The 22,228-nt window shown below is 36.0% G+C and carries 15 protein-coding genes and 2 pseudogenes; 3 read left to right on the plus strand and 14 right to left on the minus strand.

Annotation, left to right across the window (positions count from 1 at the left end; all coding sequences use genetic code 11):
- Nucleotides 1-215 precede the first annotated feature (215 nt).
- Both JNUCC51_RS02580 and nhaC read left to right on the plus strand, forming a co-directional pair.
- Nucleotides 216-873 (plus strand): annotated as a pseudogene (locus JNUCC51_RS02580) (sulfite exporter TauE/SafE family protein).
- A gap of 120 nt (nt 874-993) precedes the next feature.
- A complete protein-coding gene (gene nhaC, locus JNUCC51_RS02585; protein WP_337990698.1) occupies nt 994-2,376 on the plus strand; it encodes a Na+/H+ antiporter NhaC in 1,383 nt (460 codons plus the stop codon).
- A 304-nt stretch (nt 2,377-2,680) separates the two neighbouring features.
- Here nhaC and JNUCC51_RS02590 read toward each other — a convergent pair whose 3' ends face one another.
- From JNUCC51_RS02590 to JNUCC51_RS02625, 8 genes and pseudogenes are all read right to left on the minus strand, one after another.
- Nucleotides 2,681-4,840 carry an alkaline phosphatase PhoX gene (locus JNUCC51_RS02590; protein ID WP_337990699.1) on the minus strand — a complete coding sequence of 720 codons (2,160 nt, stop codon included), beginning with the start codon at nt 4,838-4,840 and terminating at the stop codon, nt 2,681-2,683.
- Between the two features lie 784 nt (nt 4,841-5,624).
- Nucleotides 5,625-6,332 (minus strand): response regulator, encoded by a 708-nt coding sequence (locus JNUCC51_RS02595; RefSeq protein ID WP_337990700.1) that lies wholly within the window; start codon nt 6,330-6,332, stop codon nt 5,625-5,627.
- A complete protein-coding gene (gene dcuS, locus JNUCC51_RS02600; protein ID WP_337990701.1) occupies nt 6,329-7,930 on the minus strand; it encodes a DcuS/MalK family sensor histidine kinase in 1,602 nt (533 codons plus the stop codon). Before dcuS ends, JNUCC51_RS02595 begins: the two co-directional genes overlap by 4 nt.
- Nucleotides 7,931-8,345: 415 nt before the next feature.
- Nucleotides 8,346-10,055: an NAD-dependent malic enzyme gene (locus JNUCC51_RS02605; protein ID WP_337990702.1), complete on the minus strand. Its 1,710-nt coding sequence runs from the start codon at nt 10,053-10,055 to the stop codon at nt 8,346-8,348.
- 195 nt (nt 10,056-10,250) lie between these two features.
- Entirely contained in the window at nt 10,251-11,219 is a 969-nt protein-coding gene (locus JNUCC51_RS02610; protein WP_337990703.1) for a 2-keto-3-deoxygluconate permease, read from the minus strand.
- Between the two features lie 789 nt (nt 11,220-12,008).
- Nucleotides 12,009-12,977, minus strand: coding sequence for an LCP family protein (locus JNUCC51_RS02615; RefSeq protein WP_337990704.1), 969 nt, complete (start codon nt 12,975-12,977; stop codon nt 12,009-12,011).
- A gap of 76 nt (nt 12,978-13,053) precedes the next feature.
- Nucleotides 13,054-13,716: a helix-turn-helix domain-containing protein gene (locus JNUCC51_RS02620; protein WP_337990705.1), complete on the minus strand. Its 663-nt coding sequence runs from the start codon at nt 13,714-13,716 to the stop codon at nt 13,054-13,056.
- A 112-nt stretch (nt 13,717-13,828) separates the two neighbouring features.
- Nucleotides 13,829-14,020: pseudogene (locus JNUCC51_RS02625) on the minus strand (sporulation membrane protein YtaF); the annotation flags it as partial.
- A gap of 694 nt (nt 14,021-14,714) precedes the next feature.
- On the opposite strand from JNUCC51_RS02625, the gene JNUCC51_RS02630 reads away from it, so the two are divergent.
- The gene (locus JNUCC51_RS02630) at nt 14,715-16,172 is read left to right on the plus strand and encodes a stalk domain-containing protein (protein ID WP_337990706.1); all 1,458 of its coding nucleotides are present in this window, start codon (nt 14,715-14,717) and stop codon (nt 16,170-16,172) included.
- Between the two features lie 183 nt (nt 16,173-16,355).
- Here the strand turns inward: JNUCC51_RS02630 and JNUCC51_RS02635 are convergent, their stop codons facing one another.
- The 6 genes from JNUCC51_RS02635 to JNUCC51_RS02660 form a co-directional block, all read right to left on the minus strand.
- Entirely contained in the window at nt 16,356-17,306 is a 951-nt protein-coding gene (locus JNUCC51_RS02635; protein ID WP_337990707.1) for a sensor domain-containing diguanylate cyclase, read from the minus strand.
- Between the two features lie 384 nt (nt 17,307-17,690).
- Nucleotides 17,691-18,761, minus strand: coding sequence for an IS30 family transposase (locus tag JNUCC51_RS02640; protein ID WP_337989642.1), 1,071 nt, complete (start codon nt 18,759-18,761; stop codon nt 17,691-17,693).
- Between the two features lie 321 nt (nt 18,762-19,082).
- Nucleotides 19,083-19,490: a GNAT family N-acetyltransferase gene (locus tag JNUCC51_RS02645; protein ID WP_337992177.1), complete on the minus strand. Its 408-nt coding sequence runs from the start codon at nt 19,488-19,490 to the stop codon at nt 19,083-19,085.
- 315 nt (nt 19,491-19,805) lie between these two features.
- The gene (locus tag JNUCC51_RS02650; RefSeq protein WP_100544371.1) at nt 19,806-20,129 is read right to left on the minus strand and encodes a YnfA family protein; all 324 of its coding nucleotides are present in this window, start codon (nt 20,127-20,129) and stop codon (nt 19,806-19,808) included.
- A 227-nt stretch (nt 20,130-20,356) separates the two neighbouring features.
- On the minus strand, nt 20,357-21,262 hold the full coding sequence (locus JNUCC51_RS02655; protein ID WP_337990708.1) for an aminoglycoside phosphotransferase family protein: 906 nt from the start codon (nt 21,260-21,262) through the stop codon (nt 20,357-20,359).
- A 99-nt stretch (nt 21,263-21,361) separates the two neighbouring features.
- Nucleotides 21,362-22,099 carry an urease accessory protein UreH domain-containing protein gene (locus tag JNUCC51_RS02660; RefSeq protein WP_337990709.1) on the minus strand — a complete coding sequence of 246 codons (738 nt, stop codon included), beginning with the start codon at nt 22,097-22,099 and terminating at the stop codon, nt 21,362-21,364.
- Nucleotides 22,100-22,228 lie beyond the last annotated feature (129 nt).

The following is a 22,228-nucleotide window of genomic DNA, read 5'->3' on the forward strand; positions in this document are numbered from 1 at the left end:
GTCCAGAGTCGGATTTGTGCTTGCACAAATCACTCCTTTCCGACTCCGTGACATCTGCTGGAGGCTTTAACTTCTTTCAACAGTTGTTTGGACACCGCTAGAAAGTGACTTAAAACACCTGTAGCTGGAGCTTCGCTATCGCTACAAAAGACATCTGCTGAAAGAAGTTAAATGCGATTGTCGGTGGCGGAGGATTAATTTCATTACCAGCGCTTTTGGCTGTTGGTTTACCCCCTAGTACAGCGATTGCTACAAACAAACTAGCCAATACAATTAGCAACGGGACTAGCATGTTAACTTTTTTACGAGCTGTCAAAGTTGATGTTAAAAAGAATAAGAAAATAATGCCTTTTATTTTTATTGAATCATTCATTAGTGCTTACACTGTGCATCTCGTATCACCAGCTATTTTAAAGCCTCTAATGCTTGTTATGCTCGTTCTAGTAACAGCTTATACGGTTTTCAAAAAAGATTGGGGTCAGCAACCCGAAGAGCGGACTTTAAGTACTGTTAAAAAAATTACCTTTGTTGGGGCTTTTGCTGCTATAGGCTTTTACGATGGTTTCTTCGGACCTGGCACTGGTTCTTTTTATTTTCCTTTTATTAATGATGGGAAATGATTTCTTGCAGGCTGCGGGTAATGCAAAAGCCTTTAATTTCACGTCGAACTTATCCGCGCTTGCTATGTTTTTAATTTTGGGAAAGGTTAATTTTTTATACAGTCTTCCTATGGGCTTCGTCATGATTTTCGGTGCGATAATGGGGTCAAAATTTGCGCTGAATCGTGGGACAAAATTGATGCGTGTTATTTTTATCATTATGACTTGTACATTAATTGTCAAAAATGCATGGGATTATTTTAGTACCCATTAAAAAACCCTACCGAATTTTTCGACAATATTTATCAATGGATTGACAAAATTTATTAGCGTGCTATAATACTTTTGGGCTTCACCGCATTGAAGCGCAGAAGTAACTATTAGGAGGATTGGCATGTTTCGAATTGAAGCAAAGAGTAACCCTCGATTTATCGAGGCAAGCTTTATTATACTTTTAATTATTGCCACGATGGCATTCAGTATTGGGTATTTAAAAGCGACACCCCATATACCTATTGTTCTTGTCATTTCACTTTTAATTGCCTATGGCTTACTTAAAAAAGTTCCTTTTCGGGAGCTTGAAGCTGGGATGATTGCTGGTGCAAGTGCTGGACTTGGGGCAGTTTTTATTTTCTTCTTTATTGGTATTTTAATTTCGAGTTGGATTATGGGTGGTACAATTCCAACACTTATCTACTACGGCTTTTTAACAGTTACACCAAGCTTTTTCTTTGCAATCGTATTTTTAATTTGTAGTATCGTCGGTGTGTCAGTTGGTAGTTCTTTAACTACTGTTGCGACTGTGGGCGTTGCTTTTATGGGAATTGCCGGTGCTATGGACATTTCTTTGGCGATAACGGCTGGTGCAATTGTATCGGGAGCTTTCTTTGGGGATAAAATGTCTCCCCTATCGGATACAACCAATCTTGCATCTGGTACGGTTGGCGTCGATCTTTTCGAGCATATTAAAAATATGAGTTGGACAACGATTCCAGCTTTCCTGATTTCATTCGTCCTTTATGCAATATTATCACCAACAGAAGCAAATACTTCATTTGAAACAGTTGAGCAATTTAAAGAGGGTTTACTGTCAACTGGACTTATTCATTGGTATACATTATTGCCAATTGTTGTGCTTGTTATTATGACTTTTTATAAAGCGCCTGCACTTATCACACTCGCAGTCGTCTCAGTTATCGGTGTTGGACTTGCCTACATACAAGAACCAATTGCTCTATCAAATGTCTTTAAAATGCTTTTTGAAGGCTATGTATCTACTACGGGGAATAAAGACGTGGATGCGTTACTGAGCCGCGGTGGTATGAACAGTATGCTATTTACAATTGCCTTAGTCTTATTAGCATTAACAATGGGCGGTCTATTATTTACGCTCGGTATTATTCAAAGTATTTTAGCAAAGGTAGAGAGCCTCTTTAAAAGCGCTGGCTCTGTTATTACAGGAGCAGCTATTACGGGGATTGGTGTTAACACATTAATTGGTGAGCAGTATTTATCCATCCTACTTACTGGTGAAGCATTTAAAGCACAGTTTGAGAAAGTAGGACTTGCCCCTAAAAATTTATCCCGTGTTATGGAAGATGCAGGTACTGTAGTCAATCCTCTAGTTCCATGGAGTGTTTGTGGTATATTCATTGCTAGTGTACTAGATATTCCAACAACAACTTACCTACCTTTCACTTTCTTCTGTCTACTCGGACCAATTTTGACGGTCATCTTTGGCTGGAGCGGTAAAACATTAACGAAGCTTGAAAAATAAGATAATAAGATTGGTAGCTGATGAATTCGTCAGCTACTTTTTTTCTATCTATGTTTCGGTATAATTGTAGCTGTCACTTTGCTTTTGATATGGAAGGTCGTAGAGCAATTTGGACAATATGAGGCATGAAAAGCTACTTATTAGCCGCTTACAAAAGATTTATCTTTATTGGCCCTCTGGAAGAAAGAGAGATTGCTAGAAGTAAATGAATAGAAAACCATGGGATAGAATGAGGGCTGTCACAAAAGTCACTTTTATGACAGCCCTTTTCATTTTATATTTGCACAATAAATGTAAGTGTTTGTTATTTAGAGGCAACTTTTATGACTGTTGATTCAATTTTGTTTCCAGCCTTGTCTTTTGCTACAACAGTTAGACTTGTGCCTGCATTTTGGGCTGCAATCTTCACAGTGAATTTCCCTTTTGAATTTGCTTTTGCTTCCCCTAATAATGTTTTCCCGTTATAAACTTGTACAATAGCATCTTTTTCAGTTGTACCTGTAACTGATTTAGATTTTGTTGTTACTTTATCTACTTTAGGAGCATCAGGTGCAGTGAAATCTGGCATGTTTGTTAAAGAAGGCAGACCAGAGATATAACCAATACCACCTGTTTTATTAATACCAATTTGTTCGTCAACAGCTTTAAGTAATTCATCTTTATTAACAGCTGTAATTGACTTAGCATCTACTTCATCACCAGGATGCTGGAAATTACTGAAAATGTATGAGAATCCATTGCGGTCATCAGCAGCAAATAATCCAGTTGCTTCCGCTCCTACTGGAACAGATAAGACACGATCTAATTCTTTCGTATCAACGTTATATGCCCATACGTAGTTATTTGTGTGAGCTCCACTATCTTCACCAATAAAGAGAGTTCTCATTGATTCAGAGTAACTTAAGTTATCTGGATTGGCTACTTTATCTACATTTGCAGTGTTACCAAATGAATCAGCTTGTTTTAAATCTTCACCAACAACTAATCCAGACATTGATGGAGCTACATAAGAGCTATGAATAGCCTTTCCTTCGCTATCCTTTTGACTACCTTGTAAATCTAATTGATAAGTTACACCAGCTTTAATTTTTGCTAGTTGAATATGGTCTGCTGGGTCTTTTCCAGTTGAATCTTTTTCCATAGACTTACTTTGATCGGAAATTGCGATATATACTTTTTTATCCTTTTCATTTAGTGCTAAACCTTCCATTTTGTTAAATTCTGTAGTCGCACCAAGAATGGCAGCATAACGGCGAGTTTCTAGGAAGGCTGCTGCTTTTTCTTTGCCAGGTTTAAGTTTTAAATACTCAACTTTCCCTTCGTTTGAGTATGTTTTAATAGCTGTAAAACCTTCTTTTGGCGCATCCGAAGTTTCAAAAATATCATTGAATGTAATGCCGCTATCAATAATAGCTTTCACTTCTTTATCGGTTGCATGTCCTAAATTAATCCATTGTAAATCTCCTGATCCACCGTTTTCAGTACCAATTTGTTTAAATTTAGCTGCATATAATGTACCTGACGATAAATCTTTTGCTTTGTCGGCCACATACATAAACATTCCTGTATTACCGCCATCATCCCCGTAAAAAACAGTTTTGTTATCAGGCATGACTTTCGCTAACTCATGAGAGAAGCGTCCCGTACTATAATGTTTTACAACTGATGTTTTCCCGTTCTTTTCTACTGTAATTTCAGGAGTGTATCCATAGAAATAAGGATTAGCCTTTGCTTTATCTCCAAAATAGAATTGAGAGAATGTTTCAACTTGACTTCTTACTTTCGAAGTTGGATCTAAGAAAAGTCGTGCATCTGGTTCATACTCTTCAGAACCTAAATGTGTATTCCAAGGAGATAATGATCCGTTACATGGAATCCAAAGTCCATTTACTGCTGAAAAATCAATTTTTTCTACTTTTGCAGGTTTCAATTCACCTGTTTTTTTGTCCTGTTCCAACTCAGTTAAAGACATAGAGGCGGGAACTAAACCGTATGCTGATTTACCTGTAGCATCAATGGTTTGATATTCATAATGTGTAACCATATATAGTTTTCCATTAATAGGCATCATTAAGCTGTTTGAATCCGGAGCATCGGAAACAAAGTATTTTCCGTCTGCGCTGCTTGGATCCTTAATTGGATTTCCTTTTACATCTATTGGTGTACCTGCAGGGATTTTTTTCCCTTTAACTGTTGCTACCTTATCTTCTGATTTAAATAGGTAGTTGTAAGACAACGGAAATGTTTTTACTTTTCCATTGCTATATTTCACATCAACTGTTGCGGTTGTATAAGTTTTTACCATTTCTTCAATAGTAGATGGTGCTTTCATTCCATTAAATTTAACAGCCTCAACTGTTATATTTTTCTGAGCATTCACCGCTGTCGGTGATAATGCTGGAACTGCAAGAGCTAGAGCAAGTGCTAATGTAGCACCTTTTTTCACAAGTTTTTTATTAATCATCTAATAATCCTCCTAGTAGATTCCTTTTGTACAGTTTTATTAAACTATGTGAATGTTAATTTACTATTGATTTTATATTTAGAATTTATTAACATTTGATGTTACTAGGGGTTTTTTTTGTAACATTCCATGAAAAGAATGATACGACTTGGAATTAAAAGCTGGATTTTATCGTTCAAATTTAAAATATCATTTACCAAAAACAGCACCCTCCACACGTAATGGAATGGTGCTGTCTCTCTGTTATTCACAAAAACTCATTTATTTATAATTCGGTTTTACTCCATAACTTATTTAAATGAAGTTTAACCTTTTTTACTAAAACGAATAAAAGGAATTTCTATCTTTACTGGGTGTGAGACAATATGGGGTAACTGGCCAAACTCAAAATTATTTAGACTTTAACTAGCACTGCTTATGGGCAAATAGTTGTCAAACGAGAGATGTTAAATTCTCGCATGATTTCAGAAATTGTAAAGTAGCGCGGTTTACGGCCCGTAAATAATCAGTAAGATTTCTGCAAAATGGTTCTTCAAAAGACGATAAAACAGAACGATATTGGGTTATATAAATCATTAAGGAGCCCGTTTTAAACAGATTGGTGATCCGCATTGAATATTGCTCATAAGCCTGAGTACCTAAGGTCGCAACAGGCCTTCGAGTTCAAGCTCTCTTCCCTTAATTTCTTCTTAGTAAAAGCGGTTCCTTTATTAAAAAAAGAACCTCTTTTCCTTTTAATGTTGTAAGAATTACATTATCAAGAATTCATGGGTTCCTCTTCTTTTTACAGAAAGGTTTTTATTAAGTACTCATTAATTTGGTTATATTCATGCTGGTAAACAGGCCTCCCGATTGTTCCATAAATAACCTTGACATCAAGGATTCCTAAATCCTTTAAGAAGTTCAGATACTTTCTCGCAGAGACCCTTGAAATGCCTACAACATTTGCCACTTCTTCGGTGGAAAACGGCCCTTCTTTCAATTCCTGAACAGCTTCCCAGACTTGCTTTAAGGTATCTTTAGTCAACCCTTTTGGGAGGTCTTCAACTATTGTAGCTTCATCCCTGTGCAAAAGATAATTATCGAGCTCCTGCTGGCTGACTGCTTCCAGTGTACCAGTAAGCCGGTTCTTTTGCTGATAGCTGACAAGAGCAGCGTTGAACCTTTCAAATTTAAAAGGCTTTATTAAATAATCGACAACGCCGTACCTTAATGCCCTCTTGATTCGTTCCAAATCCGATGCAGCCGAAATAATGATTACATCGATTTCAAGTTCATTTTTCCGGAGATACGCCAATAGCTCTAGGCCCTGCTGACCCGGCATAAAAATATCCAGAAGTATTAGCTGTATTTCCTCTTTTCCGAGCAAACGGATAGCCTCATCGACTGAATTGGCTATTGCCGCCAAACGGAACCCACCAATCTTAGAAAGGTATCGTTTATTGATTTCTGCCACCATGGGGTCGTCTTCGACAATCATTACATTGATCATGCCTCTTCATCCTCTGCTTTATAAGGTATATATACCGCAAAATTTGTTCCCTTTCCCGGCTTAGAAGAAATGATTAGGTCCCCTTCTAGTCTTTCAATAGCCTTTGCTAAAAGATACAGCCCTAACCCACGATTTTCCCCTTTCGTGGAGAAGCCTTTATCTAAAATTTTATTTTGAATTGCTTTCGTCATTCCCATCCCTGTATCCTTAACCTCGATTGTTAAAATATCATCTGCGTAATCGAGCTTTAAGTCAACTTTTTTGATAGGACTGTCCGCAATCGCTTCCATTGCATTATTGACGAGATTTCCAATAATCGTTATGAGGTCATTGGTGATTTCTTGGTTCACAGGCTTGGGAAGCTTATTGGAGCAATCAAAAGATAATGATGCACCTGATTCTCTTGCAAAGCTTTGCTTGCCAATCAAAAATCCGGCTAGAACTGGATCCTGGACATTCTCGGTTACAAAACCCATTTCCGTTTCCCGGTTGTTAACCGTTTCACTCACAAAGTTTGCAAGTGTATGATATTGCTCAGTACGGACAAGTCCAAGAATGACATGCAGCTTATTCATGTATTCATGGGCATGGGCACGTAGGGCATCCGCATAATTGCGTACACCTGTGAGCTGTTCGGCCAATAACTGAACTTCTGTTTTATCACGGAATGTAGCTATTGCTCCAACCGGCTGATTATCCACTACTACCGGTACCCTGTTTACTAAAATAGTAACCCCATGCAGATCCTGTTCTTGGTCATATTCAGTTCCTCCAGACTTCAAAATATGGTTTAAACGGGTACTAGGTAAATAATCTTCTATTTTGAGTCCCATTGGATTTCCTTCTAGACCAGCTTTTTTAAAAAGCTTTCGGGCAGCCCTGTTTACAAGGGTAATTTTCCCTTCTTGGTCAATGGCTATAATCCCCTCACGGACAGACTGGAGCATGGAACTCCGCTCTTCAAGCAGCCTGGCAATAGCGAACGGTTCGAGTCCCAAAAGGATTTTTTTAATAACCTTGGCCAATCCCACTGCACCTGTTACCCCGATAAGTATTCCTATTAATGTCCCGATTACCATGCCCATCCGACCTTTATGTACAGCCTTCGTTACGGTTTCCAAAGAAATCCCTACAGCAACTGCGCCGACTTGTTTTCCCTGTGAATTCTTTATTGGGGTAAATGCCCGCATGGAGGGGCTGAGAATACCCTTTGAGATGGATACATACTCTTTCCCTTGAAGGACCGGCCCTTCATCTCCTCCCCTGAATTTCCTTCCCACTTCATCTGGATCCGGGTGGGAAAGTCGGATTCCTTTCATATCCATGACGACAACGAAGTTAACGTACGTTAAATCTTTTATTTGATTGGCAAAAGCTTGTACTTCTTTCGGATTTGATTCCCCCTCAAGAGACCCAATCACTTGTGGGCTTACGGAAACCATTTTTGCAATATTGAGTGCCTTTTCTTTCTGTGTCTCTTCCACACTGGAGGTAATTCTCTTACTAATTAGCAAATCGGTTATACCAAGTGACAATGCGACGACAAGGCATACAAAAATAATAATGATGACTTGTAAACTAAATCTGCCCTTTTTCATAATCTCCTCCAGGTTTATCTGCTTAATAATAGTATGAATAAATTTTATCCTTTACATTCATAGAGACCGCAAAGCTCTCTGGAAGATCTTTGCAGTCTCTATATTAGTTCATCTTATTAGTAAAATCACTCGCAATGAATGGGGTAAGCAAGGTATGGTAAAGAAATAAAGATGGCGTCAATGTAAAACTATTGCTCCATCTTTATTTTTTATTCAATATTAAGGCTCTGTTTTATTATGGAGGGCTTCCTATTTTCAGCTTCCCCCTTGACTTCTATCTAGAACATTAAAAACCAAAAAAGGATTGTCCCCGTTTAATCTAGTTCATTACAAAAATGCCTGTCACTGCCTGGAATACCGAAAGTTCGATTAATTACCAGGAGTACAGGCATTTTTATTTAACTATTTAATATGGTTAGGAATTAATCTTTGTCCAAGTGCCTACACTTTTAATTTCTCTATACTCAGGTTTCCACATAGAATCTTCAATAGTTTTTTCAACATCTTGAATATCTATTCTAGCAATTCCTTCGTCTATTGCAGCGTGGGCTACTTCGATGGCTACGTATTTTGAAACTTCATGAAGCTTTTCAATAGATGGCAGTAGAGATGCTCCAGGTTTACTTGTGTCTGACATTCTTGCAACCGCATAAGCAGCAGCTGCAAACATTCCTTTTGAGATCACTTCAGCTTTGGCAACAATCGCTCCTAAGCCTAGGCCCGGGAATACAAATGCGTTATTTGACTGCCCAATTTCATAGGAAACACCTTTGTATTCTACATTGGCAAACGGGCTGCCGGTTGCAATTAGAGCCTTGCCATCTGTCCACTTAATCAGGTTTTCTGGTAATGCTTCTGTTAGTGCCGTAGGGTTGGACATAGGCAAGATGATAGGACGCTTAACGTGTTTGGCCATTTCTTTAACAATTTCCTCAGTGAACGCGCCGGCTTGTCCTGAGGTACCAATAAGGATGGTCGGCTTCACCCTTTGAACTACTTCCGTTAATGAAAGGATCCCTTCCACATTCTTATCCCATTCCTTAACTTCATCCATCTTTCTTGTATAAGGCTTCTGGAAGTTAAGAACATCTGGTGTTTCATCTGTTAGTAGACCACCATAGTCTACAGCCCAGAAACGATCACAGGCATGTTCTTTGGTAGACCCTTCTAGAACCATGGCATCCACCATTTGGTCTGCGATACCAATGCCGGCTGCTCCTGGTCCAAAAACAACAATGCGCTGGTCCTTCAGGGATTCTCCTGTTACTTTTAAAGCAGACATGATAGCAGCAAGGGTAACAGCACCTGTTCCCTGGATGTCATCGTTGAAGGTAAGGATCTTGTCACCGTATTTGTCCAAGATTTTTCGCGCATTGACGTTGCCAAGGTCCTCCCAGTGAATGAGAACCTCTGGAAAGAACTTTCTTGCAGTTTGAACGAATAAATCAATGAATTGATCATAACGATCACCGCGGACACGTGCGAATTTGTTCCCGATATACATTGGATCTTCAATCAGAGCCTGATTGTTCGTGCCAACATCCATCACGATTGGCAGAACACGGCTTGGATCAATACCAGCTGCAGCCGTGTATACGGCAAGTTTACCAATCGCAATATTAATACCGCCTATCCCTTGATCCCCAATACCAAGAATGCTTTCAGAGTCTGTAACGACGATTAAGTCAATACCATTTTTTTGCTTTCCTAGATTAGAAAATGCCTTTTCAATGCACTCAGGATGCTCTATAGAAAGATATAAGCCACCTGGTCGTCTGTAGCTTTGAGAGTATGACTGAATTGCATCACCGACAGTAGGTGTGTAGATGATAGGGAGCATTTCTGCCAGGTGTTCTTTCAAAAGACGATAAAACAAGACAACATTGCGGTTGTATAAATCAAAAAGAAGCCCATTTTTGAACAGATTCGTAGTTCGCGTCGAATATTGTTCATAGACCCTATTAACTTGTTCATCAAGGGTGAGTACTTGTGGCGGTAACAGACCTTCAAGTCCAAGGTCTTCTCTTTCTTCTTTCGTAAAAGCTGTTCCTTTATTCAAAAAAGGATTGGAGAGAACTTCTTTTCCTTTTATTGTAGTTATAATAACATTATTAGGTATATTCATGGTGTTTCCTTCCTTCTATCTTAAAATATCTATACCGACAATACCGCAACCATGTTAATAAAATTTTCCTTATCCATTATTTTTTTAACATAATGACCCTTTTTTGAACTAAACAAAGCAGACAGTGAGACCGCTGACTGCTTTATCTTTGTTTCATTTTAATGGCAGGGATAACCGTAGAATTTTACTTTATTGTCATGTTGCCCTTGCAATGGATTCTTTAGCTTTTTTCTTTTCGGATCTTTTATATACATAATTAACAATAATCGGACAGAGTATTGCAGATATTACACATGCTGCTGCAACTTGTGCGGTAGCTCCTGGTGCTATGTGAGCTAAGGTTGGATCTGCTGCTGCAACAACAGCTGGTGTAGCTACAGCATTTCCTGCAGTTGATCCTGTTGCTAGACCAACTATAGGATTTTCTTTAAATAATTTTAAAAGTAGATAAGCTCCAATTCCAGTGAATGCAGCTATTAATCCAAGTAGTATGCCAGGACCTCCCGCTTTTATAATAGTTGTAAGATCCATCCCAGCACCTAATGGGAATGAGAAGAATGGGATTAATAATAATTTACTGCTTCCAAGGAACTCTCTCATATCAGAATCAATATTCCCTAAAATCATTCCTATTATTATTGGAATTAATACTCCTATAAGTGTTTGAAAAGGAATTGTGGCAAGGCCGGATGCACCTAATGCAACTAATGTGAAAAATGGACCATCTTTTAAAGAAAATACAGCATATGCGCCTACATCAGTTTCGTCACCATACGATGAAGCAAGAGATGCATATAATCCTCCATTAGCATTTAATAACGCTGCAAGGATGGCTAATGGTGATAATCCTAGTATTCCGGTAGGCCCAAAAATCATTGCTACAGTTATACCTATTCCAGCACCTACTATAAATTTTCCTGTTAATAATATTGCACCTTTTTTTATTGCCTTTGGTGCTAATTTGAAATTAATTTGTGAACCAATTAAAAACATAAAACATGCCAAAATAGTTGATGATGCTTCTTTACTGAATAATGCTGTTGTAAAACTTCCTATTTTTAAAATTTCCGGAAAAAATGTGTTCGTTAATACCCCTAAAAAAAGTGGGACAACCATCATTCCACCTGGAATTTTATCAAGCGTTTTCTTAATTGGAATTTGCATTTTTACCCCTCCTAAAATAGTTTTATAACTTCGAGTGAATCGATTATTTTACCAATTTCTCCGTTAATAGCAGAAAGCGGTTCCAATTTTCTCGCATGTTATACTATTTTTTCTCCCTTTGTTTTGTTACGTGTCTATCATATTCGGATGAAAAGCGTTTTCATAGTTTATGAAAGTTAAATAATCCTTTTTGTAAATAAAAAAAGTAAGCAGCCTTTATCATTAATCATCGAATTAGCAAAATGGCACCTCCCGTAATCAAGGTAAGAACCATTGCATTTTTTATAATTGACAGTTGAACATCCCCCGGTTCGGACAGGGAAAATAAACAGGTTTTCGAAAGTAAGAAATAGCTAAAAAAATTATGGGGTTTTACTTGAGCGCTTTCTTTATGAGGAATGCAGAAGAAGAGATGAAAAAGCGGAGTACTTACACGACAACTTGCTATAGTGAAAAACGGTGTTGCCTATACGATTAAGAGATTTATCTTGTGAAAATTAACTTAGTACGATTTTTTTCTGCGCCTAAAGTAATTTCAGGAGTTTATTTTCTATGTAAAAACTTGTGAAAACCTTAGCACTATTGCTGCTGAGTTAATAGATGTTTTCAAAAAGATTTCTATGTATCTGGAATTTTTTCTTTCCAATATTAAAAAGACAATCCTCGTATAATTGTGTAAGGAGGGATTTTCTCGAAAAGAAACCCATAAAACAACAAAAAGAGTATGTTTGGAATAATTATTCAAAACATACTCTAATTTTTTTGTGTATTGACCTATTAACTACTTAATTAGTTTGATCCCTTTGACTCCGAAGATGAAGCGTCATCTGTTTCTTTGTCCTTTGATGATAAAAACTCTTCTAATGCCTGTTTGTTCTTATCTAAGTTAATATCTAAGACATCCCCTACATTCGTACGTTTATCTTCATAAGAATCTGCAACAGGAATTCGTAAAGTCTCCATACCCTTAGATTTTCCATTTACGATTCCTTTTCCAATTGTAAGGATTGTTTTATTATCAACATTTGTATCAAAGTATGAATCTGCAACACCAAGTAATTTTGGCAAATTCATTAAGCTTGATACACCGATTTGTTCTTTTACCTTCGTCAAAACCTCTTGCTGGCGTTCCACTCGCCCAAAATCACTTAAACGATCGTGGCGGAATCGTACATAGCCTAATAACTCGTCACCATGTAAAACTTGTTTTCCAGGATGTAAGGTCATACCAATTCCATAGGACATTTCATAAGGAATATCAACTTCAATCCCATCCGGTGCTAAAAGATCTACAATTTTGGGGAATCCTTTAAAATCAACAAGAGCATAGTAATTAACATCAATATCAAAATTCTGCTTAATTGTTTTCCTTACAAGTTCAGGACCTCCAAAAGCAAAAGCAGCATTTATTTTATTCATTCCGTGCCCTGGGATGTCGACATACGTATCTCTCATGATAGAAACAAGTTTTACATCATTCGTCGTTTGATCATAGTGTGAAATCATTAACGAATCCGATCTACCGTCCTCGTCTCTAGCGTCACTTCCCATTAATAGCACATTAATCTGACCAAATTGCACATCCGCACCTTCAAATGGGTCATACATCTTATCGTTATCTTTTACATGACTATCGTCTGCCATTGCCAATCCACTATTGTATTGATACACCCCATAAATAATCCCTGCTACGATTACTAATGCGAAAGCCAAGAACAAATTTCTTAGCCATTTACGGCTCTTTTTACTTCTTTTCATAATTAAATCCACCTATCTTATCAATTATTCCTCGGCATAATTGCGTCTGGAATCAGCTTTGTGAAGAAGTTAAACTCTAAGTTATTTTTTTAATCAATGTCTTTGTAGTAAGTTGTACAGCTATTGCATCATCTAAATAACCAATAGGAAATAGATAATCCGGTATAACATCTACAGGAATAATAAAATATAATAAAGTACTTCCGATTACGGTTAGTTCAAAAAGTGTTCCTTTCCCCAGTGAGAATTTCTCATATAACTCTTTTAATTTGCTTATAAATGGGCCTATACTTCCTACACTCTTAATTTTTTCATCAAAATCCTTATGAATCGAATTTTTACCTTCTTCTGTTTGCGCATAGAGTCCATAGCTTTCCAGTTTCTGTTCTACGTGTGACACCGAAAATTCATCATCATAAACATTAGAAGATTTAAGAAGAGATTGTATTGCGTCAACAGACGTATGAATATCAGAATCTGAATCTGAATCGGACTCTTCTTGTCTCTGTTCAATAGGGTATCCTGCTGCTTCAAATAGATTGATTAAAGGAACACCAAGGCAGTTGGAAAATTTATCTAAATGTTGTGGTGTCGCATTCCTCTTACCATTTATTATTCGTGAGATTGTAGCTGTGTCGATTCCAGTGAGTTCACTAAACTTCCGCATAGATAATGAACGTTCTTTCAATAATTCTCTCAGCAATAAACCAAGTGTATTACTGTTTCTCTGATCAGCCATTTTCGATTCTCCCTTCTTACAGTGACTAACATGACTTCACGCAGTTGTCTATTTATGAAAAGCTCAATCTCAAGAAGTGTATAATTACATTGACAATTTGTCAACACTTTAGTTAGAAGAAGTCTGCAAAAGCGATTATTAACAACATTACTCCACTAATAATAATTGTTCCAAATTGCCCAACAGAAAATGAACCAATGCGAACATCCGCTACTTTACTTCCTAACTTGACACCTAACCAAACAGTAATAAAACTCCCAATTGCATCAAGTATCGAGATGACAAGCGGCGAAAGACCAAGTAGCATATTATTCGCGTTGACAAATGGTGCGTATTTATCCAGAAAATGTTGACAAAAAAACAACAAGACTACCTTAGTAACACTAAAACTTTAGGAAATATTGCATTATTACCATTCATGTGGTCGATATTTTTTACGCACGCAAAAAAGACCTAGCGAAATATTCATTCTTTCGCAAGGTTGTATAGTGAAATTCCATTTGAACAGTAGGAAGCGCTCTTTCTTATTCGTATTGTAAATTGAGTTAAAGAAGATGGCATACTACTTTCAAAACCTTAACCATTTTTCAGTTTTTATCCAATAAGTTTAATGCTACCCTTCAATAGGGAATCCATTGACAAGCGTACATTAATTTAAGTTATATTCACTAACAATATAACTATTATTATCTGCATCTTGATCCACCATATATTTAGGGAAAAAGTCGCTGGTTGTCCATCTATAATAAATTGCCGCATAAAAATGTACTATTCTACTACATTGGTCAATATTATCCATCAATAATTTATTTAATATTAAAATTTATACTAAATTTTTATAAAGCTAATATTTAATTTTCATCAGCTCCTCGGTATTTTTTACTTTAATGCATAACCTCGAAAATCTAGGATAATATATCCTTTTATTGATTTTATAGTTAATTTTTTTGTATGTTTTTTGTATAATAATGCAATCTAGTTTTAAAGGAGTGTCATTAATGAAAAAACATATTTTAAGTTTATTTCTTGTGATGTTTGCTATGTTTGGATTCGCTTCAACAAGCAATGCATCAAATACGATTTATTTAGAATCTGGCAACACACATTCAAACACACTAACATCTCCAAAAGAATCACAGTGGTATCAAATTAATACTACGCAAGATAACAGCGATATTAATATTTATTTAGCAAATACAACTGCACCAATCAGATTTTCTCTATATGATAGTAATAAAAATTTAATTGAATGGAGTTCTACATCTGTTTTCAAAACTTTAAAAGCTGGTACATACTATATTGAAGTTTATGATTACGATTGGGGTAATAGCTATTCTAGCGGATCTTATGAAATTAAAGCGACGTATAGTAGTGGAAAAAATGTTACTCATGATCCGACTACATTTGAACCTAATGATACGCGTGAAAATGCTTTCCTTATTCAGTCAGGAAAAAAGATTTCTTCTTTAATTTCAAATGAAAATGATGTTGATTTTTATAAATTTAGTACGACTGTAGACAATGGGGATGTGAATATTTATTTAGCAAATACATCCGCACCAATCAAATTTAACCTATATGATAGTAATAAAAATTTAATTGCTAGCAATAACTCATCTCTGTTCAAATCTTTAAAAGCTGGTACATATTATATTGAAGTTTATGATTTCTATTGGGATAGACAATACTCTTCTGGTACCTATGATTTAATTGCTACCTATTCTACAAATTCCAAAGAGCACAATCCATCAACATTGGAACCTAATGATACGCTTGAAAATGCTTTCCCTATCAAATCAAATGTTTCAATCAACTCTCAAATTTCAAATAGCTCTGATATTGATTTTTATTCAATTACTTTAAATAAAGAAGGAAATGTAAACATCTCGTTATCCAATACTTCAGCGCCAATACGTTTTAAAATATATGATGCCAATAAAAAATGGTTGGATGGTAGCTCAGAATCTTCTTCAAAACATTTAGCAGCCGGCACATATTATATCGAAGTTTACGCTGACTATTGGGGTGATCAATACTCTTCTGGTACGTATACTTTAACTGCTGGTTATCCAAATGCAATAGCAAAAAGCAACGAGATTTTATTATATTTAAATAGCAAAACAGCCTATATTAATGGTAAAAGTAAAACACTTGCTATTGCACCTTTCACTAAAAAAGAAACAACCTTTGTACCTTTACGCTTTGTAAGTGAAGAGCTTGGTGCAAAAGTTAACTGGAATTCTAAAAATAATGATATTACAGTACAGTTAAACGGTTCAAAAATCATATTAAATACCGAAAGCTATTATGTAACTGTGAACGGCAATGGTAAGATACTTCAAGTAAAACCTGAAGTCATTAATGGCACGACATTTGTTCCACTTCGCTTTGTAAGTGAAGCACTCGGTAAATCTGTACTATGGAACGCTAAAAACAAGAGCATTTTAATTAAATAATTACAGTAAATTTCTCTAGTAAACAAGTCGCTTAAAGCGTACCCGGAAAGCAAATCAATTCCTTCAATGACAAAAAGTCATCATTTTTCTCTTTCGAAAAATGATGACTTTTTATTATGTCCCACGCTATCTTTTTATAAGCGCACTTACTTAAGGTGCGGTTCACTGCGTCAAAATAAAAGACTAAACTTTTTCCTTTAATAATTTTCTTTTCTTCTTATTTATATACATCTTCGCATCTGCTTGGCTAAACAACTGCTCCATAACGCCGTAAGAGGTGTTGCTATATTCATATCCGATAGATATTTTAATTGAAGAGAAGGGCAAATCTTTATAGTCTTTTTGCATTTTCATCTCAACATTTTTTAAATATTGCTCGACTTGTAAAACGCTTTTATTTGGAATAAGAATAGAGAATTCATCACCACCGATTCTTGCTATCAGCATGTCATTATCTGCAAAAGCTTCCAAACAAGCTGCTGTTTCACAAACTAATTTATCCCCCATTTGATGACCGTATTTGTCATTAACCCATTTCAGCTCATCTAAATCTGCTAGGACTACTGTAATCGGGTCGTTGCGTTCGTTAAAATGAGCCATCTTTGCTTGAAAATATTCACGATTATACAAATTTGTTAAGGCATCATGTGTAGATTTGTACTCTAATTGCTGTTGTAATACGATTTTATCATTAATATTTCTAAATAAACCTTGTACAGCTATATACTTGCCATCCGTATAAACAGGTGTAGCATATTCTTCAATCCAAATATATTCCCCAAGATGATTTTTTAAACGCACCGTAATAGGCTGGTTAAAATTAAGTGTCCCTAATATTTTCTTTTCTAAGATCTCATAATCATCTGGATGGACGATTTCAAAAATTTTATCAGTATCCTGTAAATGATCACTTAATGCATTTGGACCAAGGAGATTATTGATAGTAGGACTTAAATATAGATATTTCAACTTAGGATCCGTCTCACAGTAATATAAAATATCACGTATATTTTCAACCGATTCTACCAGTGGTTCTAATAACTCTACTTTTTGTTGTAGCTTAGATTTTTGATAATGTAGGCGTAAACATATTAGTAAAAGTCCTATTATTATGCCCCCCAAAAAAATCCACATATAATAACCCGCCCTCATTTAAATTGTGCATTTAAATTTTGTAATTTTATTTTCCGGAAATAACATTCGAATACAATTTCCGAATTTTACAACATAAAGTAAATTATACCTCCTTTTTACCTATAACAAAAGGGTATATATTATTTATTTAATACCCCTAAATTACAATTACAAGTTGAACACTTTTTTCAAAAACACCCCAGAGGTTCCTTTGTCTTCTGTTCGTCGGTCGGCATAGGTCGTTCAACCTGTGTTGGCTAGATCTGCAAGGCGCTTTCCCTTGCGGATTTAGCCAATACAGGTTAGGATTTGCTGCTGACTGATGAACAGGAGACTTTTCTGTTTCGAGGGAGGCTCAAGGGGTGCGGGGTGTCCCCGCAATCTTTAAGCGACAAGTTTCTGGAGTTCCTCCTCAAACAGTTCATTTGGTGTCTTGTAGTCAAACATTTTTCTTGGTAGGTTGTTCATAGCTTCCTCAACCATATGAATCTGCGTCCGGCTATAATCCTCAATCGCATGTCCTTTAGGAATGAAACGACGGATGATTCCGTTGTGGTTCTCATTCGTTCCACGCTCCCATGAAGAATAAGGATGAGTGAAATAGATATCTATCCTATCACCAAACATTTCTGACAACCCCGCGAATTCAGAACCATTATCTGCCGTGATTGATTTGAAGACAGTAGATGCATATTCACCAAATTCTTTGAGGACTGAAGAGAGTGCGTAGTTAACTGAATCAGCGTCTTTCCCGTCCATTTTTACAATGAATTCACGACGGGTTTTACGTTCAATCAAGGTTAATAGCACATCATCTTCTTTATCCTTGCGCCCTACGACGGAGTCAATTTCAAAATGACCGAATTCTTCACGAGATTCAACGCTATCAGGACGTTCTTCAATACTTTTACCGAGAACCGTCTTATTCGGGCGGTGCGTTTTCTTAGTACTCTTGGTATTTCGACGTACCTTTAAGAGAAGGTCACTGTTTCGAGTTTTTAGAAGACCAAGCGCGATATAGTGATAAAGCGTCTTTGTTGAGACCATTTCCTCCGGAGAAAACAACCCTTTGAGCTTCGCGAGACCAACAATCGCATCTGGAGACATGGTCTTTGTGCGATCAAGTAACAGTCCGTCAACGAACGATAAGAATGCCTTCACACGTTCAAACTTCAACGGTTTACGAGAACGAGCCACGTTTCGATCAGTTGTAGCTTGACCTGTTTCCGCAAGATATTGCGTCGTGTAGATATGTTTTCCGTTAATTTTCTTTACTTGAGTGGTCGTGCCACGAGCGAGTTCATTGTAGATTGTCCCACGCGAAACCTTGAGTTTTCGCGCAAGCTCGCTCTTATTTGTAATTCCAGCGTTCAAGTAGCCTTGAAGTTCTCCACGTTGGAACTGTGTAAGGCGTGGTTTCTTAATGCGTGTTTTTATGTTATCCTGTTCTAGCATCGTATTCGAAATCCCTTCTTATTGATTGGTGTAGGAACCTCAATAATACACGATTTCGCGTACGATGTTTTTATTTTTCTAAAGTGTTCAACTTGATTCTACTATTCGCCTTTATTTAATACCTCCATTAAATGAAATAAAAAAATGAATTAATTTTAATAGCTGCACAATGGTTATGAAGAATCAGATGCCAATGGGTGCCGATTCTTGCAAATTACGTTTTGTTGCTAAAAAAAATAACAATGCCGTTGCAGTAAACATTGACGTATCATTTAGCGCATAAAAAAACGCTTGGAAAAATCCAAGCGTTTTTCATTATATTTATTTAATTCCTGACTGCATTTCGTAATTTCTAACGAGCATTCCGTTTGATTTTATCATTCCTAACTTCTCATAATAAGGAACTAAGTCATTATCACAACACAAATCAATCATATATATATCATCAAGCTCTTTTAACATTTGTTTGACTAATTCCTTGCCGATACCTTTACTTTTATACTCTGGCAAAACTTCAAGGAATGGAATGTAGGCAGATAGAACGCCATCGCTAATCGCTGTTATAAATCCAACTACTTGATTCGTATGATGGTCTATAGCTATGATCACCTTACTACTGTTTTTTAATAGCTTTAAGTGAGTTTGTGGATTTGGTGGATTCGGCCAATCAACAAAAAAGCCATTCAACATTTCTGAAGAAATTCCATCAAGAGAATTTTTGTATATCAACATATATCAACTCCTAAATTATTTTTAAATTTTTAGGTAGATGATAGATATTAAAAATAAAGTAGCAATATTGCGACCTCCAAACATTTTGAGATTACTATAAGATATTCGATATAAAGATCTTAAAATCCTTCATTTGGTAGATAAAATTCAAGGAATAAAGCTCACAGTAATTTAAGAATATACGTTCTTCCATATCATTTTGAGAATTTTATAGATATTAATTAAGATTCGTTACAAAAAACAAACCTTCACAATCATGAATTTACTCAAACTGTGAAGGTTCAAAATTTTTATAAGGTGAAAATCTCCCTATCATGAACGAGGTATTAAAATCACCAAAACACCAATCAAACAAATGCCTGCTCCTACAAAATCCAAGATGTCTGGTTTTTTTCCGTCGATTCCCCAGCCCCATAAAATAGAAAGGACAATAAAGACACCTCCATAAGCAGCGTAGACTCTACCAAAGGTTGGGAAGGACTGAAAAGTGGCGACAACTCCATATAAAGCCAACACAATTCCGCCTATAACTCCCCAATAAAATGGTTTACCTTCTCTTAACCAAAGCCATATTAAATAGCCGCCCCCAATTTCGCCGATTCCTGCGAGGATAAATAATAATGTAGCACTAATCATTTTTTTCACTCTTTCTATATATGTTGAAGAAGATTTGCATTATCTGCTCTATTATACAGTTACCATTAATTAATGAAATCTAAAAATTTCGCTTTTCTCCTGTACAACCATATATAAGCGGTTGTTTATTTTAACGAGAGAAACGCGAAATATTGAAGGTTGATATTGCTATTATGTTTTTAATAATATGTTGCAGTCTTTAAGGTTTCATAATAGCTGTCTTTGTTTTATTTATACCAACTTGGTTTTACATTTTTGAAATACTGATGATCATCTAGGAAGGTATTAATTTTATTTAGCATATTATCAATATCTTCTGGTATTGTTTTTAATGTCCAGACAACTGTTGAAAATACACACATGGCTAAATATAGACTATATAAAGTCCAAAATTCATCACTTGGTTCTTCTCCATTAAAATAACCTTTTATTTGACCGATGAAAAAAGGTAAGCTTATATTTCGAGTAAAAATACCAATTTTCAAAAATTCATAAATCGGATCACCCCAATCATATCTCCCAAAATCAATAATTCCTTTGAATTTCCCTTCTTGTGCAATTAAATTACTTGGGTGATAGTCATCATGCTGAAATATATTAGGGCGATTTTCCATCAACAACATATGATTATCTATAAATTGTAGGATTTTTTCATCTTGATCAATTTTTATTGGGCATGCTAAATAAGCCTCTACATATTTTTTATGCTTTAAACTTTTCCGTTCATACCATGGTTTTAAATGTTTAGGTGCTTGTATTTTATGTAGGTTCAATAGTTCTTGCCCCGCTTCAAAACCTAATTGATATTGTTCTCTTTCTGTTAATACTAACAATTCTTCCTCAACATCATTCCCATCCATATAAGTGGTTACTATATAACCATGTCCTTGAATTTTCCCAATCTCAATCGCTTTTATTGCTTTAATTGAATAAGACTCAATTGTTTTTAGTATTGCAAACTCCTTTTCTCTATCTTCAAATTGACTAATTGGGAAAAATCTTATCATATATTTTTCATCGCTATTTTTTAGAGAAATGAAATACTTTTCATCTGAAGAAAATCCCTTATTAATTTTCTTGAATTCTTTATAGCCTCTTAGCAAAGGCATTTCTTTCAATAATTGTTCAATCATATATTTCCTCCTATAGATAAAATATGGAGACGAAATCCCATTTCGATGTTTAGTAGCTCTATAAGCTTTTTAGGAGATTGTTCAATGCCTGCTTTCTCTTTAATTCAATCCCCAATATGTAATCGTATCTATTACGCCTATAATAATCAATATAACACCCGCTACGATTTGAATCACTCTTCCCATTTTCATGCTTGTACGCATAATGAATCTTTTTGCATCAAATAAATGAATAAGTCCCAGTATCACTAGAAGTGGCACGGAGGTTGCGATACCAAAAATGGCCGGCAAAACTACACCATACGAAGAGGTTACGACTGTTGGCATTAACCACACGAAAAATAGCACAAACATCGTAGGGCAAAAGGCTACGGAAAAACTTGCCCCCATCAGAAAGGAGCCCAATTTCCCATCTTTTAAAACTGGCGGAATATACTTAGGAATTCGATTTAGAAATTTTAATTTTAAGATTCCAATTAGCACGAGTCCTGTTAATAACATGATTGGACCAATTGCTTTGCGAAAAATAGGAAAATACTTAGTCATCTCAGTTTCAAAGGACTGACCGAAAAGCCAAGCGAATAAACCTATTAAACTAAATACAACGACTTTCCCTAGAATAAAAAAGACAATTTCTTGCCAATTGTTTTTCATTCGTAAATTTCGACTTCCATAAAAAGTGATAGCACTCATATTCCCCGTTAATTGACAAGGAGCTAAAGCGCCTATTAATCCAAGAAGAATCGCAATAATGAATGTGGAATGTTCATAGGAGTTTAGAAATACTGTAAACGGTTCACTAATGGTTTGGCTTATTTTCGACATTAAACTATACATCTATAAACACCCTCTATTAGTAGAATTAAGTTGCTCACCTAATCATCAACTACGTCTTTATAAATCAGATGACAAACTGTTAAAAACGCCGCAATATCAGTTGTTACATATTTCGTATAAAAATAGCTA

It is taken from the genome of Lysinibacillus sp. JNUCC 51 (genome assembly GCF_015999525.1).
Classification (GTDB): domain Bacteria; phylum Bacillota; class Bacilli; order Bacillales_A; family Planococcaceae; genus Lysinibacillus; species Lysinibacillus xylanilyticus.

Coding starts and splice junctions, on each gene's coding strand:
- nhaC (WP_337990698.1), top strand. CDS start 994: ATGTTTCGAATTGAAGCAAAGAGTAACCCTCGATTTATCGAGGCAAGC.
- JNUCC51_RS02590 (WP_337990699.1), bottom strand. CDS start 4,840: ATGATTAATAAAAAACTTGTGAAAAAAGGTGCTACATTAGCACTTGCT.
- JNUCC51_RS02595 (WP_337990700.1), bottom strand. CDS start 6,332: ATGATCAATGTAATGATTGTCGAAGACGACCCCATGGTGGCAGAAATC.
- dcuS (WP_337990701.1), bottom strand. CDS start 7,930: ATGAAAAAGGGCAGATTTAGTTTACAAGTCATCATTATTATTTTTGTA.
- JNUCC51_RS02605 (WP_337990702.1), bottom strand. CDS start 10,055: ATGAATATACCTAATAATGTTATTATAACTACAATAAAAGGAAAAGAA.
- JNUCC51_RS02610 (WP_337990703.1), bottom strand. CDS start 11,219: ATGCAAATTCCAATTAAGAAAACGCTTGATAAAATTCCAGGTGGAATG.
- JNUCC51_RS02615 (WP_337990704.1), bottom strand. CDS start 12,977: ATGAAAAGAAGTAAAAAGAGCCGTAAATGGCTAAGAAATTTGTTCTTG.
- JNUCC51_RS02620 (WP_337990705.1), bottom strand. CDS start 13,716: ATGGCTGATCAGAGAAACAGTAATACACTTGGTTTATTGCTGAGAGAA.
- JNUCC51_RS02630 (WP_337990706.1), top strand. CDS start 14,715: ATGAAAAAACATATTTTAAGTTTATTTCTTGTGATGTTTGCTATGTTT.
- JNUCC51_RS02635 (WP_337990707.1), bottom strand. CDS start 17,306: ATGTGGATTTTTTTGGGGGGCATAATAATAGGACTTTTACTAATATGT.
- JNUCC51_RS02640 (WP_337989642.1), bottom strand. CDS start 18,761: ATGCTAGAACAGGATAACATAAAAACACGCATTAAGAAACCACGCCTT.
- JNUCC51_RS02650 (WP_100544371.1), bottom strand. CDS start 20,129: ATGATTAGTGCTACATTATTATTTATCCTCGCAGGAATCGGCGAAATT.
- JNUCC51_RS02655 (WP_337990708.1), bottom strand. CDS start 21,262: ATGATTGAACAATTATTGAAAGAAATGCCTTTGCTAAGAGGCTATAAA.
- JNUCC51_RS02660 (WP_337990709.1), bottom strand. CDS start 22,099: ATGTATAGTTTAATGTCGAAAATAAGCCAAACCATTAGTGAACCGTTT.